This is a genomic window from Streptomyces abikoensis, from assembly GCF_014648775.1.
Classification (GTDB): Bacteria; Actinomycetota; Actinomycetes; order Streptomycetales; family Streptomycetaceae; genus Streptomyces; species Streptomyces abikoensis.
Genome location: NZ_BMRT01000004.1, coordinates 453,710 through 467,741, shown reverse-complemented (window position 1 = coordinate 467,741; position 14,032 = coordinate 453,710). Strand labels below are relative to the sequence as shown.

The window sequence follows — 14,032 nt, the reverse complement described above, 5'->3', positions numbered from 1 at the left end:
TCGGCGGCTTGCCGGGCGGTCGCGCGCGGGGCTACGCGGCGGCGGCCAGCTCCGCCGGGGCCGCCACGGCGGCCAGGAGCGCGACGATGCGGTCCGACGCCAGCCCGTCACCGAACGGGCTCGGCAGGGCGGCCAGGCGGGTGAGGCCCTCCGGGCCCTCCGCGAGGCGGCGGCGGGCGGCCTCGCCGATGGCGCGGCCCGGCTCGACCAGGTCCGCGAAGTCGGCCATGGCCTCCGGGCGCTCGGTGGAGCGGCGGACGACGACCAGCGGGCGGCCGAGGACCGTGCACTCCTCCTGGATGCCGCCGGAGTCGGAGACCAGCAGGGCGGCGTGCCGGGCGAGGGCCAGGAACTCGGAGTAGCCGAGCGGTGCCGTCACCGTCAGCGGGGCCAGCAGGTCCGTCAGGCCGGCGGCCTCGACGCGGGCGCGGGTGCGCGGGTGCAGCGGCAGGACGACCGGGCGGCCGGGGGCCACGAGGGCGCCCAGCTCGGTCAGGATCGCCCGCAGCGCCTCGGCGGAGTCGGTGTTCTCGGGCCGGTGGACGGTCGCCAGGACGTAGCCGTCGGCGGTCAGCCCGTCGCGGTCCAGCAGCGCCGCGCGCTCGGCCGCGCCGGGGAGCTGGTTGCGGACGGCCTCGACGACGGTGTTGCCGGTGAGGGCGATCCGGGAGGCGTCGACGCCCTCGGCGAGGAGGTTGGCGCGGTTGTCCTCGGTGGCGGCGCACAGCACGTCGGCGATGCTGTCGATGAGGACGCGGTTGTGCTCCTCGGGCATGTTGCGGTCGTGGCTGCGCAGACCGGCCTCGACGTGCAGCAGCGGGATGTCGCGGGCGTTGGCGGCCAGCGCGCCGGCGAGGGCGGCGTTGGTGTCGCCCTGGACGACGACGGCCAGCGGCGGCTCGGCGGTGAACAGCGCGTCGAGCTGGGCGAGGGCGGCGGAGATCTGCACGGCGCGCGGCTGCCCGCCGACACCGGTGAGGAAGGTCGGCTCGGGCAGTCCCAGCTCGGTCAGGAAGCGGCCGGACAGCTCCTCGTCGTAGTGCTGGCCGGTGTGGACCAGGTGAGCGGCGGGTCCCAGGAGGCGCACGAGGTCGGTGAGCTTGACCAGCTCGGGACGTGTACCGAGAACGATCGCGATGCTGCGGGGAGGCAGGGACATGCGGGGCTCCTGGGGCTGTCGGGGGCGGTGACAGCTCCAGAGAGTGGATGGTCTTGGTTGCCGGGTCGGATGGGGTTTGGTTGCGGGACGGTAGCGAACGGATTTCGGGACTTTGGTCCCGTTCGTTCCGGGGGCTGCTCCAGTCGTTCCCGGGGCTACTCCGGCCGGTAGCGGTAGCCCAGTCCCCGCACGGCCTCCAGGGGGTCCGCCGCCTCGTCGCCCGCCGCCTGGCGGAGCTTGCGCCGCAGCCGCAGCACCGCGAACTTCACGCGCTCCCGGCCGGTGCCCTCCGGGTCGTCCCAGACCCGGTCGAGGAGCTGGTCGGTGGTGATCACCCGGCCGCGGTTGCGGACGAGGACCTGGAGCAGGCGGTACTCGATGTCGCTGAGGCGGATCTCGCGGCCCTGCCAGACCGCCGAGCGGCGCTCGGGGACCAGCCGCAGCCCGTCGTCGCCGAAGGAGTCGCCGGCCCAGCGGGTGGGGGCGCTGCGGCGCAGCAGTGCCTCGACGCGGGCGAGGAGCTCGTCGTTGCCGAAGGGCTTGGGGAGGTAGTCGTCCGCGCCGGCGCGCAGGCCGCGCACGCGGTCGCTCTCGGCGCCCCGTGCGGTGAGCAGGAGCACGGGCAGGTCGCTCATGTCGCGGGTGCGTTCCAGTACCTCCCAGCCGTCGAGGCCGGGGAGGCCGATGTCGAGGATCATCAGCCCTGGGCGTTCGGCGAACAGCAGCCGCAGGGCCTCCCGGCCGTCGTCGGCGGTCGTGACCTCGTAGCCGCCGCGGGTGAGCAGGACGCGCAGGGCGAGGGCGAGGTCGGGGTCGTCCTCGACGACGAGGACGCCGGTCATGACGCCGCCCCCGTGGCGTCCTGCGGCGGGCTCGCAGGCGGTCCCGCCGGTGGGCCCGCGATCGGCAGCCGGATGCGGAAGACCGCGCCCTCGCCCTCGCGGCCGCCGACGGTGATCGTGCCGCCGTGCCGTTCGACGACCGTGCGGCCGATGGCGAGGCCGAGGCCGGTGCCGGGGTAGCCGCCGGAGCGGGCGTTGGGGGCGCGGACGAAGCCGGTGAAGATCTCGTGGCGGTACTTCTCGGGGATGCCGATGCCTGTGTCGGCGACCTCGATGTCCCAGTGGACGCCCCGGGGCGCGGCCGTGATGCCGACCCGGCCGCCGGCCGGGGTGAACTTCGCGGCGTTCTCCAGCAGATTGCCGATCACGTGCCGGAGCCGGTGGCGGTCGCCGCGCAGGGCGGGGCCGCTCTCGCAGTCCAGCACGGCGAAGACGCCCGCGGCCGCCAGCTCTCCCATGTGGTCCAGCAGGGCCTCCGCGAGCATGTCGGGCACGTCCACGGGGGCGAACTCCAGCTCCGGCCCGACGGCCCGCATCCGGGTGGTCAGCAGCAGGTCGGAGATCACCCGCTGCATCCGCGCGGCGTTGCGCCGGATGGCGTCGAGGAACGAGGCCTGTTCGGTGGTGAGGGTGCCGAAGGCGGGGTCGGCCAGGAGCTCGCCGAAGCTGCCGATGGAGGTGAGCGGGGTGCGCAGCTCGTGGGAGGCGGCGGCGGTGAAGGCGTTGCGCTGGCGGGCCAGCTCGGTGAGCGCGGCGTTGTCGCGCTTCAGGTCGTGCTCGCGCCGTTTGGCGTCGCTGATGTCGGTGAACGTCCACAGGGCACCGAGATACGCGCTGTTGTCGCGCAGCGGCTCGACCCGGCGGCGGATGGTCCGTCCGTCGGTCAGCGGGATCTCCGCGACGCGGTGGACGTGGCGGCGGGCCAGGATCTCGTCCGGGGAGTGGGGCTGGGAGACGTCGGTGGTGTAGAACGCCCGGACGAGCGGGACGACCGGGCGCATGGGGGCGCCGGGGGAGAGGTCGGCCCTCCCGTCGAGGTCGAACATGGCGACGAATCTGCGGTTGACGGCCAGGATCTCGTCGGCCGGGCTCTGCAGGAGGGCGCCGGACGGCAGCGCCTCCAGGACCGCCCGGAGCCGGTCCCGGTCCTCCGAGGACGCCATGGCTCTCACCGCCGGAACCTCGCTTAACGGATCTTCCGGAAGAACCGTATGACAAACCGGATGGGCCCGCTCCTCATGGCCGGGGGGCGCCGCCCGAGACGCCCCGGCCTTCCGGGCGCCCCCGGTCCGTAGACTGGGCCGCGTGAGCGAGCGCCCCCTGAATGACGAGAACGGCGATCTCGAACCCGGCGAAACCGGTACGCCCGGTGCCGCCGACCGGTTCGAGGAGATCGTCGATGCCGAGACCGACAGAGACCCCGACCTCGCCGTGATCGAGGCGGGCAGCCGCACCCTGCGCACCCAGGGCGGGCCGCCGCAGGGCGACGGCGTGCCGGCGCGCCCGGAGGACCCGGAGGTGGACCGGGCCCTGCGCGAGGTGGAGGCGGAGCTCGCGGGCCGCTGGGGCGAGACCAAGCTGGACCCGTCGCTGGTCCGCATGGAGGCCCTGATGGACATCCTGGGGCAGCCGCAGCGCGCCTACCCCGCGATCCACATCACCGGCACCAACGGCAAGACCAGCACCGCCCGCATGATCGAGGCCCTCCTCGGCGCCTTCGACCTGCGCACCGGCCGCTACACCAGCCCCCACGTGCAGTCCGTCACCGAGCGGATCAGCCTGGACGGCGCCCCCATCCCCGCCGAGCGCTTCATCGAGACGTACCGGGACATCAAGCCGTACGTCGAGATGGTCGACGAGCGCGAGGACTTCCGGATGTCCTTCTTCGAGGTCGTCACGGGCATGGCCTTCGCCGCCTTCGCGGACGCCCCCGTCGACGTGGCCGTCGTCGAGGTCGGCATGGGCGGCACCTGGGACGCCACGAACGTCGTCGACGGCACCGTCGCCGTGGTCACCCCGATCGCCCTCGACCACACCGACCGGCTCGGCTCCACGCCCGGTGACATCGCCACGGAGAAGGCCGGGATCGTCAAGTCCGGCGCCACCGTCGTGCTGTCCCAGCAGCCGGTGGACGCGGCGCAGGTGCTGCTCAAGCACGCCGTCGAGGTGGACGCCACGGTCGCCCGCGAGGGCATGGAGTTCGGCGTGGTCGGCCGGGAGGTCGCCGTCGGCGGCCAGCTGCTGACCCTGCGCGGCCTGGGCGGCGAGTACGAGGAGGTCTTCCTCCCGCTGTACGGCGCCCACCAGGCGCACAACGCCGCCGTGGCCCTGGCCGCCGTCGAGGCGTTCTTCGGGATCGGCTCGCAGCACGCCCGTCCGCTCGACATCGACGTGGTCCGCCGCGCCTTCGCGTCGGTCACCTCGCCGGGCCGGCTGGAGGTCGTGCGCCGCAGCCCCACGGTGGTGCTGGACGCCGCGCACAATCCGGCGGGCGCCCGTGTCACCGCCGACGGCATCACCGAGGCGTTCGGCTTCAGCCGGCTGATCGGCGTCGTCGGCACCAGCGCCGACAAGGACGTCCGGGGTCTGCTGGAGGCCTTCGAGCCGATCTTCGCCGAGATCGTCGTCACCCGGAACTCCACCCCGCGCGCGATGGACGTCGATGAGCTCGCCGGCGTGGCCGTCGAGGTGTTCGGCGCCGACCGGGTGCAGGTCGAGCCGCGTCTGGACGACGCCCTGGAGGCCGCGATCACCCTCGCCGAGGAGGAGAGCGAGTACTCCGGCGCGGGTGTCCTGGTGACCGGTTCGGTGATCACCGTGGGCGAGGCCCGGCTGCTGCTGGGAAGGGGCTGACATGCGGACGCTGTGCGCCAGCACCCTGATCGGCGAGTTCTTCGTCATCGGCTTCGCGGGCCTGGTCGCCATGCAGACCTCCGACCTGTCCGCGGGCACGGTCTGGGCCGTCAGCGGCACCGCCATGGTGCTGAGCGTGCTGCTGTGCGGCGTGCTCACCCGGCCCGGCGGCGTCCAGCTGGGCTGGGCGCTCCAGCTCGGCCTGATCGCCAGCGGCCTGGTCGTCCCGATGATGTTCATCCTGGGCGTGGTCTTCGCCGGCCTGTGGTGGGCCTCGGTCCACTACGGCCGCAAGGTCGACGAGGCGAAGGCCCGCTTCGCCCGGCTGACGGCGGAAGCGGAGGCGGAGGCGGAGGCTTCCGGGGCCGCCTGAGCCCCGGGGCACGGCCGGGCCCGCCCCGGCGCCCGCTCCGGCGCCCGCCCCGGCCCGTCCGGGCCGAGTACCGGCGGGCCCCGGCGGGCCTGTAGCCTTCGCCCCACGCATCCGATCGCCTGCCCGCTAGGAGCCCGCAGTATGAGCCAGCGCACCCTCGTCCTCCTCAAGCCCGACGCGGTCCGCCGCGGCCTGGTCGGCGAGATCATCGGCCGTATCGAGCGCAAGGCCGGCTGGACGATCGGCGCGCTGGAGCTGCGCACCCTGGACCGCGCCACCCTGGAGCAGCACTACGCCGAGCACGTCGGCCGCGACTTCTACGAGCCGCTGATGGGCTTCATGTCCTCCGGCCCGGTCGTGGCGCTGGTCGTCGAGGGCGAGCGCGTCATCGAGGGCGTCCGCGCGCTGGCCGGCCCGACCGACCCGATCTCGGCCGCTCCCGGCTCCATCCGTGGTGACTTCGGCACCATCACGCGCGAGAACCTCATCCACGCCTCGGACTCGCAGGAGTCCGCGGAGCGGGAAATCAAGATTTTCTTTCCCGGTCTCGCCTGATACGGGATCAGCCGGAGCTGCCGAACAGGCATTCTGATCAGGGCGGTCGATTAATCCCTTCGGCCGCCCTTGGCATATGCGCGCCGATCGGGGGAACCTCTCACTCCGACACGACGTCACCATTACTGGGGCCAGCTCGTGTTCCGCCGACAATGGCGGAGGAACCCTCGCGCCACGTTCGAGTGGGCGAGACTACGATGAAGCTTCCGCGCCCCGCAGCGCACCACCTGCCGACCTCGAGTAAGCATTCGCCCAAACTGGGAAGGCCAGACGTATCCTCATGGGGAACAACATGTCGTTCATCGGCCGTGACATGGCTGTCGACCTCGGGACCGCCAACACGCTGGTGTACGTCAGAGGCCGCGGGATCGTCCTCAACGAGCCGTCAGTCGTCGCGATCAATACCAACACCGGTGGGATCCTCGCGGTCGGCGCCGAAGCCAAGAAGATGATCGGCCGAACTCCGGGGAACATCGTCGCGGTGCGTCCTCTGAAGGACGGTGTCATCGCCGACTTCGAGATCACGGAGCGGATGCTCCGCTACTTCATCCTCAAAATCCACAAGCGCCGCTGGATGGCCCGCCCGCGTGTCGTGGTGTGCGTGCCCTCCGGTATCACCGGAGTCGAGCGCCGCGCCGTCATCGAGGCCTCCACCCAGGCCGGCGCGCGTCAGGTGCACATCATCGAGGAGCCCATGGCCGCGGCCATCGGCTCCGGCCTGCCCGTCCACGAGGCGACCGGCAACATGGTCGTCGACATCGGCGGCGGCACCACCGAGGTCGCCGTGATCTCGCTGGGCGGCATCGTCACCGCGCAGTCCATCCGCGTCGCCGGCGACGAGCTGGACAACGCGATCATCCAGCACATCAAGAAGGAGTACAGCCTCCTCCTCGGTGAGCGCACCGCCGAACAAATCAAGATCACCATCGGTTCGGCGTACGACCTGGAGCAGGACGAGCACACCGAGATCCGTGGCCGCGACCTGGTCAGCGGGCTGCCCAAGACCGTGGTCATCTCGGCCGCCGAGGTCCGCAAGGCCATCGAGGAGCCCGTCAACTCCATCGTCGACGCCGTCAAGACCACCCTCGACAAGTGCCCGCCCGAGCTGTCGGGTGACGTCATGGACCGGGGCATCGTTCTCACCGGTGGAGGGGCGCTGCTGCGGGGCCTGGACGAGCGGCTGCGCCGCGAGACCGGGATGCCCATCCACATCGCCGAGGACCCGCTGGACTCCGTCGCCCTGGGCTCCGGCAAGTGCGTCGAGGAGTTCGAGGCGCTCCAGCAGGTTCTGGACGCCCAGCCCCGCCGGTGAACAGGATGACCGTCCGGGCCCGGAGCCGGACGGTCCGACGAGAAGGGCTCGCCGCCGCACGTGAGGGACACACGAGAGAGCCGGCTGCTGCTGGTCCTGCTGATCGCGATCGCCTTCGCGCTGATCACGGTCGACATCCGCGGCGGTGAGCAGTCCCCGCTCGACGGAGTGCGCCACGCCGCCGCCTCGGCGTTCGGACCGGTGGAGAAGGGCGTCGCCGCCGCCGTCGACCCGGTCGGCGAGGCCGTGGCCGCCGTCCGTGACTCCGGGGACCGCAGCAGCCGCATCGCCGAGCTGGAGCGCGAGAACACCGCCCTCAAGCAGCGTCTGGGCAGCGACGACCGCAACCGCGGCCGGCTCCGCGAGCTGGACGCCATGCTCAAGACCGCCGGCCGCGGCCAGTACGGCATCAAGGGCGCTCAGGTCATCGCCATAGGAGCCGCGCAGGGCTTCTCCTGGACGGTCACCATCGACATCGGCGCGAACGACGGCGTCCGCCGCGACATGACCGTGCTCAACGGCGACGGGCTCGTCGGCCGCGTCACCACCGTCGGCCCGGGCACCGCCACCGTCCTGCTCGCCAGCGACCCCAAGTTCACCGTCGGCACCCGCATGGAGAAGACCGGCGAGATCGGCTTCGCCAACGGGCAGGGCGACAGCTCCCTGCGCGTCGAACTCCTCAACGGCAAGGCCACCGTCCGCAAGGGCGACCGGCTGGTCACCTTCGGCTCCAGCCGCGACAAGCCGTTCGTCGCCGGGGTCCCCGTCGGCGAGGTCACCCACGTCGAGCCCGCGGGCGGCGGCCTCACCCGCACCCTCCTGGTCCGCCCCTTCGTCGGCTTCAGCAAGCTCGACCTGGTCGGCGTCGTCGTCCAGGCACCCCACGAGGACCCGCGCGACACCGTGCTGCCGCCCAAGCCCGAGGCCCCCAAGCCCGCCCCCACCGTGACCGTCACCGTCACCCCCAGCCCGAGTGCCAAGCCCCAGGACTGAACCGATGCGCTTGAACCGGATCCTGCTCTCGACCGCGCTCGTGGTGGTGGCCCTGGTCGCCCAGGTGAGCGTCCTGGCCCGGCTCCACCTGCCCGGCGCCGTGCCCGACCTGATGCTCCTCGTCGTGGTCGGCCTCGCCCTGGTCTACGGCCACACCACCGGCTGCCTCGTCGGCTTCGGCGCGGGCCTCCTCGCCGACCTCGCGCCACCCGCCGACCACGCCACCGGGCGCTACGCCCTCGTCCTGTGCGTCGTCGGCTATCTGGTCGGCCTCGCCCGGCCGGACAGCGGCCGGGTCCGCTCGGCGACCGTCCCGATGGTCGCCGTCGTCGGCGCGGCCGTCCTCTCCACGCTGCTGTACGCGGGCGTGGGCTCCCTCGTCGGGGACACCGCCGCCCGCCACGTGGGCCTGAGCGGCCTGGTGGCCACCGCCGCCTGCTACGACCTGCTGCTCGCGCCCTTCGTCGTGCCGCTCGTGATGACCATGGCCCGCCGTACCGTCTCCGACCCGCTCACCGGCGACGGCACGGCCGTCGCGGGCGGCGGCGACGGGGGGTACGGGCGGACGGCCAAGCGCGGCTTCCGCGCCGGCCGGGTGAGCCGCAGGAACCGGCTGAGCGGACGTGGCCGGGGCGGCCGCCTCGGGGTCCAGAGCGGCGGCCTGCTGCCGAGGGCGGGGCGCCGTCAGCCGAAGCTCAAGGGGGTCAAGCGCCTGTGAGCGTCGCACGCGCGGCCGCCGGGCCGCAGACGAACACGATGCCCGCACCTCTGCGCCGCGCGGGCGGAGAAGCGAACGGGGAAGCACAGTGAGTACCCTCTCCGAAGGGGGGCGCACCTCCCGGGTGGCGATCCGGCTGATCGTCATTCAGATCCTGGTCTTCTCGCTGCTGCTCACCCTCGCCGGCCGCCTGTGGTACCTCCAGATCCGCAACGGCGACCAGTACACCGCCGAGGCCGCCAGCAACCACATCCAGCAGGTCGTCGCCGCCGCCACCCGCGGCTCCATCCTCGACGCCCGGGGTGTGCCGCTCGCCGACAACGAGACCCGTCTCGTCGTCTCCGCGAACCGCACCGACCTGATGAAGATGAAGGACAAGGGGAAGACCGTCCTCACCCGCCTCGCGGGCGTGCTGAACCTCAAGCCCGAGGACGTCTCCGCCAAGGTCCGGCTGTGCGACGCCAAGACCCCCAAGCCCTGCTGGGCCGGCTCGCCCTACCAGCCCATCCCCATCACCGACGAGGCCACCACCCAGCAGGCCCTCCAGATCCGCGAGCGCCAGGAGGACTTCCCCGGCATCACCGCCGAGCCCACGGCCGTGCGCCGCTACGCGGGCCCCGGCGGCTCCAACACCGCCCAGGTCCTCGGCTACCTCTCGCCCGTCACCGACGCCGAGATCACCAAGGCCAGGGACTCCCGCACCCCGCTGCTCCGCTCCGACCAGGTCGGCCGCTCCGGGCTGGAGCGGCAGTACGACAGCGAGCTGCGCGGCAGGGCGGGCGTCACCCGCTACGAGGTCGACAACCTCGGCCGCGTCATCGGCAAGGCCAAGAGCGACAAGGCCGTCCCCGGCGCCAACATCGTCACCAGCATCGACGCCCGCGTGCAGGCCATAGCGGAACACGAGCTGGACCAGGCGATGAAGGACGCCCGCAAGGAGCTCGACCGCAACACCGGCGTCAACTACAAGGCCGACGCGGGCGCCGTCGTCGTACTGGAGTCCAGGACCGGCCGGGTGGTGGCCATGGCCTCCAACCCCACCTACGACCCCAACGCCTGGGTCGGCGGCATCTCCGGCAAGGACTACAAGGCCCTCACCGGCGAGGACTCCAACTACCCGCTGCTCAACCGGGCCATCCAGGGCCAGGCGGCCCCCGGCTCCATCTTCAAGGTCATCAGCACCACGGCCGCCGTCAAGGCCGGCTACTCCTTCACCGACCACTACAACTGCTCCAGCGCCTACAGCATCGGCAACCAGGTCTTCAAGAACTACGAGTCCAAGGGCTACGGCGCCATCGACCTCGGACAGGCGCTGGAGGTCTCCTGCGACACCGTCTTCTACGACCTGGCCTACAAGCAGTGGCAGAAGGACGGCGGCAACAAGCCCCAGCACCCGGCGGACTGGTTCTACAAGACCGCCCACCAGTTCGGGCTCGGCAAGGAGACCGGCATCGACCTGCCCAACGAGGTCCGCGGCCGGGTCCCCGACCGCGAGTGGAAGAAGCGGTACTGGGAGGCGAACAAGGACGTCTGGTGCAAGCAGGGCGACAAGGACGACAGCTACGCCGGAAAGATCGCCAAGGAGAACTGCGAGTCGGGCATGCGGATGCGCGCCGGTGACTCCGTCAACTACTCCATCGGCCAGGGCGACACCCTCGTCACCCCCATCCAGATGGCCACTATCTACGCGGCCATCAGCAACGGCGGCACCCTCTGGAACCCCACCGTCGGCAAGGCGATCATCAGCCCCGACGGCAGGAGCGTCCGGGAGATCAAGCCGGCCTCCCACGGCCGGCTGCCCATAGACGGCACCCTCCGCGACCAGATGGACGCCGCCCTCGCCGGCGTCGCCACCAAGGGCACCGCCGCCTGGCGCTTCCAGGGCTGGCCGCAGGACCGGATCCCCATGCACGCCAAGACCGGCACCGCCGAGGTCTACGGCAAGCAGACCACGTCCTGGTTCGCCACCTACACGTCCGACTACACGGTCGTCATGACGATCTCCCAGGGCGGCACCGGCTCCGGCGCCTCCGGCCCCGCCGTGCGCAACATCTACAACGCTCTCTACGGCGTCGACGAAAAGGGCAAGGTCGACGACTCGAAGGCGCTGCTGCCGCACCCGCAGAGCGGACTTCCCAAGATCGAGAAGGACGGCACCATCGAGGCGCAGCCCATCCCCACGGCGCCGCCGTCCCCCTCCCCGTCCGGTTCCGACGGGGCGTCACCGGCGCCGTCCGCCTCGCCCGTGGACACCGGGCTGCCGTCCCCGCCGCCGGAGACCCCGACCGAGCCCGCGACCCGGCGGGAGGAGCAGAACCGATGAGCACCGCCCAGGGCTACCGGGTCCGCCGCTTCACACCCGAACGCGGCGCCTGGTCCCGCCTCACCGCCCGTGACTCCGTGCTGCGCCGCCTCGACTGGGTGATGCTGCTCGCGGCCCTCGCCCTCTCGGCCATCGGCACGCTGCTCGTCTACTCGGCCACCCGCAACCGCACCGAGCTCAACCAGGGCGACCCGTACTACTTCCTGCTGCGCAACCTGCTCAACACCGGCATCGGCCTCGCCTTCGCCATCGGCGCGGTCTGGGTCGGCAGCCGGGCGCTGCGGGGCGCCGTGCCGATCCTCTACGGCATCTCCTGCCTCTTCACGCTGGCCGTGCTCACTCCGCTGGGCGCGACCATCAACGGCGCGCGCTCCTGGATCCAGCTCGGCGGCGGCTTCTCCATCCAGCCCTCCGAGTTCACGAAGATCACCATCACGCTGGGGATGGCGATGCTGCTGGCCGGGAAGGTCGACGCGGGCGACCGCCGCCATCCCGACCACCGGACCGTGATGCAGGCCCTCGGCCTGGCCGCGCTGCCGATCGCGATCATCCTGCTGATGCCCGACCTCGGCTCGGTCATGGTGCTCGTGGTGATCGTGCTCGCCGTGCTCCTCTCCTCCGGGGCCTCCAACCGCTGGATCGCGGGCCTGCTGGGCGCAGGCATCCTCGGCTGCGTCCTCATCTGGCAGCTCGGGGTGCTCGACGAGTACCAGATCAACCGCTTCGCGGCCTTCGCCAACCCCGCCCTCGACCCCTCCGGCGTCGGCTACAACACCAACCAGGCCCGGATCGCCATCGGTTCCGGCGGGCTGTCCGGTTCCGGCCTCTTCCACGGCTCGCAGACCACGGGCCAGTTCGTGCCCGAACAGCAGACCGACTTCATCTTCACCGTGGCGGGTGAGGAGCTCGGCTTCGTGGGCGCCGGGACGATCATCTTCCTGCTCGGGGTGGTGCTCTGGCGGGCCTGCCGGATCGCCCGCGAGTCCACCGAGCTCTACGGCACCATCGTGGCCGCCGGGATCATCGCCTGGTTCGCCTTCCAGAGCTTCGAGAACATCGGCATGACCCTGGGCATCATGCCCGTCACCGGCCTGCCGCTGCCGTTCGTCTCCTACGGAGGGTCGTCGATGTTCGCCGCCTGGATAGCGGTGGGGCTCCTCCAGTCGATCAGGGCGCAGCGGCCGGTTTCCGCGTAGCCGGGCGGCGGGGGACTGCCGCCCGCGCCGTTCGCGCACTAGATTCGGCGTCATGGCGGACACCGTGAGAGAGATCGAGCGGAAGTACGAAGCCGGGAGGGATACGGGCGCGGCCCGGCTCCCGGACCTGAGCGGGGCCGCGTCCGTCGCGTCCGTCACCGACGAGGGCGTGCGCGAGCTCGACGCCGTCTACTACGACACCGCCGACCTGCGACTCGCCGCGGCCGGCATCACCCTGCGCCGCCGCACGGGCGGCCCGGACGAGGGCTGGCACCTCAAACTCCCGGTCGCTGCCGGGGAGCGTGACGAGATCCGCGCGCCCCTGACCGCCTCCGCGATACCGCGCGCTCTCACCGCACTGGTCCGCTCCCGGATCCGGGACGTCCCCCTGGCCCCGCTGATGCGGATCGTCTCGCGCCGCGAGGTCCGCCATGTGCTCGCCGCCGACGGCACCCGGCTCGCCGAGGCCAGCACTGACACGGTCACCGCCACCCGCCTCACGGGCGACGAGACCACTGCCAGCTGGACCGAGATCGAGATCGAACTCGCCGAGGGCGCCGACCCCGCCCTGTTCGACACCCTCGAACCCCTGCTGCGCGCGGCCGGCCTGAAACCCTCCAAGGCGCCCAGCAAACTCGCCCGGGCCCTGCGCGAGACCGGCCTCGGCGACCCCCGGCGCCGCCCCGCCGCCACCCCGCCCGCCGGGGCCCGCGCCGGCGACCACGTCCTGGCCTTCCTGCGCGCGCAGGTCGAAGCCCTCGTCGCCCTCGATCCCGGCGCCCGGCTCGGCACCGAGGACGCCGTCCACCAGATGAGGGTCGCCACCCGCCGCCTGCGCTCCTCCTTCCGCAGCCACGCCAAGGTCCTCGACCGCCGGACCACCGACCCGCTCGCCCAGGACCTGAAGTGGCTCGCCGACGAACTGGGCGTCGACCGCGACCGCGAGGTCCTCGCCGAACGGCTGCGCGACCGCCTCGACGAACTCCCGCGCGCCCTCGTCCGGGGCCCCGTCCGCGCCCGGCTGCGCGCCTGGTCCACCAGCAGTCGCCGAGGCTCCCGGCGGCGCCTGACCGCCGTGCTCGACAGCGCCCGCTACCTGGCCCTCCTGAACCGCCTCGACGCCCTCCTCGCCGACCCGCCCCTGCACGACGCCGCCGGCGGACCACCGGGCGCCGTGCTGGCCCGGGCGATGCTCCGCGACTACGGCCGGCTGGCCGGCCGTGTCGAGCACGCCCTCGCCACCGCCCCCGGCCACGACCGCGACACCGCCCTCCACGACGCCCGCAAGGCGGCCAAACGCGCCCGCTACGCCGCCGAGGCCGCCACCCCGGCGCTGGGCAAGGAGGCGAAACGATTCGCCGCGCAGATGAAGTCCGTCCAGAGCCTGCTGGGCGACCATCAGGACAGCGTCATGGCCCGCGGCGCACTCCGCGCCATCGCCGCCGAGGCCGAGGGCGCGGGGGAGCCCACCTTCACCTTCGGGGTGCTCTACGGGCGCGAGGAGCGCCTCGCCGAGCGGGACGAGAGGGAGCTGCCGGGCCTGTGGGAGCGGATCTCGGCCCAGGTCCCGGACCGGGTACCGGAGCGGGTGTCGGAGCGGGTGTCGGCCATCCCTCCGGCCTGACCTGCGCGGATCGCGCTCGTCCCGCTCGGGACGGTGCTCCTCGCGCGGCACGTTACGCTAGAGAGTCGCACTGTGCCCGCTCAC

At 72.5% G+C, this 14,032-nt stretch carries 12 protein-coding genes; 9 read left to right on the top strand and 3 right to left on the bottom strand.

Going from position 1 to position 14,032, the window contains the following annotated elements:
• Window positions 1-31: 31 nt before the first annotated feature.
• The 3 genes from wecB to IE096_RS16380 form a co-directional block, all read right to left on the bottom strand.
• A complete protein-coding gene (gene wecB, locus IE096_RS16390) occupies window positions 32-1,159 on the bottom strand; it encodes a non-hydrolyzing UDP-N-acetylglucosamine 2-epimerase (protein WP_189452307.1) in 1,128 nt (375 codons plus the stop codon).
• Between the two features lie 155 nt (window positions 1,160-1,314).
• Window positions 1,315-2,001 (bottom strand): response regulator transcription factor, encoded by a 687-nt coding sequence (locus IE096_RS16385; RefSeq protein ID WP_189452306.1) that lies wholly within the window; start codon window positions 1,999-2,001, stop codon window positions 1,315-1,317.
• Entirely contained in the window at window positions 1,998-3,164 is a 1,167-nt protein-coding gene (locus IE096_RS16380; protein WP_189452304.1) for an ATP-binding protein, read from the bottom strand. The genes IE096_RS16385 and IE096_RS16380 overlap by 4 nt, the downstream gene beginning before the upstream one ends.
• A 142-nt stretch (window positions 3,165-3,306) precedes the next feature.
• Here IE096_RS16380 and folC point away from each other — a divergent pair, with 142 nt between their 5' ends.
• The 9 genes from folC (at window position 3,307) to IE096_RS16335 (ending at window position 13,948) form a co-directional block, all read left to right on the top strand.
• Complete coding sequence (folC, locus tag IE096_RS16375) at window positions 3,307-4,854, top strand: bifunctional tetrahydrofolate synthase/dihydrofolate synthase (RefSeq protein ID WP_189452302.1); 1,548 nt, start codon at window positions 3,307-3,309, stop codon at window positions 4,852-4,854.
• Window position 4,855: 1 nt separating this feature from the next.
• Entirely contained in the window at window positions 4,856-5,227 is a 372-nt protein-coding gene (locus tag IE096_RS16370; protein ID WP_189452300.1) for a DUF4233 domain-containing protein, read from the top strand.
• 141 nt (window positions 5,228-5,368) lie between these two features.
• Window positions 5,369-5,782, top strand: a complete 414-nt coding sequence (ndk, locus tag IE096_RS16365; protein WP_189452298.1) for a nucleoside-diphosphate kinase — start codon at window positions 5,369-5,371, stop codon at window positions 5,780-5,782.
• 292 nt (window positions 5,783-6,074) lie between these two features.
• Window positions 6,075-7,094 carry a rod shape-determining protein gene (locus IE096_RS16360; protein WP_004950903.1) on the top strand — a complete coding sequence of 340 codons (1,020 nt, stop codon included), beginning with the start codon at window positions 6,075-6,077 and terminating at the stop codon, window positions 7,092-7,094.
• 60 nt (window positions 7,095-7,154) lie between these two features.
• Window positions 7,155-8,087, top strand: a complete 933-nt coding sequence (gene mreC / locus IE096_RS16355; protein WP_126914123.1) for a rod shape-determining protein MreC — start codon at window positions 7,155-7,157, stop codon at window positions 8,085-8,087.
• Between the two features lie 4 nt (window positions 8,088-8,091).
• On the top strand, window positions 8,092-8,805 hold the full coding sequence (gene mreD / locus IE096_RS16350) for a rod shape-determining protein MreD (RefSeq protein ID WP_189452296.1): 714 nt from the start codon (window positions 8,092-8,094) through the stop codon (window positions 8,803-8,805).
• Window positions 8,806-8,893: 88 nt separating this feature from the next.
• Window positions 8,894-11,128: a penicillin-binding protein 2 gene (gene mrdA / locus IE096_RS16345; protein WP_189452294.1), complete on the top strand. Its 2,235-nt coding sequence runs from the start codon at window positions 8,894-8,896 to the stop codon at window positions 11,126-11,128.
• Window positions 11,125-12,324: a rod shape-determining protein RodA gene (gene rodA, locus IE096_RS16340; RefSeq protein WP_189452293.1), complete on the top strand. Its 1,200-nt coding sequence runs from the start codon at window positions 11,125-11,127 to the stop codon at window positions 12,322-12,324. Before mrdA ends, rodA begins: the two co-directional genes overlap by 4 nt.
• A gap of 52 nt (window positions 12,325-12,376) precedes the next feature.
• Entirely contained in the window at window positions 12,377-13,948 is a 1,572-nt protein-coding gene (locus tag IE096_RS16335) for a CYTH and CHAD domain-containing protein (RefSeq protein WP_189452291.1), read from the top strand.
• Window positions 13,949-14,032: the final 84 nt, after the last annotated feature.

What these genes read in the sequence shown, in the direction of transcription:
- wecB (WP_189452307.1), bottom strand. Translation starts at nt 1,159, where the DNA reads ATGTCCCTGCCTCCCCGCAGCATCGCGATCGTTCTCGGTACACGTCCC.
- IE096_RS16385 (WP_189452306.1), bottom strand. Translation starts at nt 2,001, where the DNA reads ATGACCGGCGTCCTCGTCGTCGAGGACGACCCCGACCTCGCCCTCGCC.
- IE096_RS16380 (WP_189452304.1), bottom strand. Translation starts at nt 3,164, where the DNA reads ATGGCGTCCTCGGAGGACCGGGACCGGCTCCGGGCGGTCCTGGAGGCG.
- IE096_RS16370 (WP_189452300.1), top strand. Translation starts at nt 4,856, where the DNA reads ATGCGGACGCTGTGCGCCAGCACCCTGATCGGCGAGTTCTTCGTCATC.
- ndk (WP_189452298.1), top strand. Translation starts at nt 5,369, where the DNA reads ATGAGCCAGCGCACCCTCGTCCTCCTCAAGCCCGACGCGGTCCGCCGC.
- IE096_RS16360 (WP_004950903.1), top strand. Translation starts at nt 6,075, where the DNA reads ATGTCGTTCATCGGCCGTGACATGGCTGTCGACCTCGGGACCGCCAAC.
- mreD (WP_189452296.1), top strand. Translation starts at nt 8,092, where the DNA reads ATGCGCTTGAACCGGATCCTGCTCTCGACCGCGCTCGTGGTGGTGGCC.
- rodA (WP_189452293.1), top strand. Translation starts at nt 11,125, where the DNA reads ATGAGCACCGCCCAGGGCTACCGGGTCCGCCGCTTCACACCCGAACGC.
- IE096_RS16335 (WP_189452291.1), top strand. Translation starts at nt 12,377, where the DNA reads ATGGCGGACACCGTGAGAGAGATCGAGCGGAAGTACGAAGCCGGGAGG.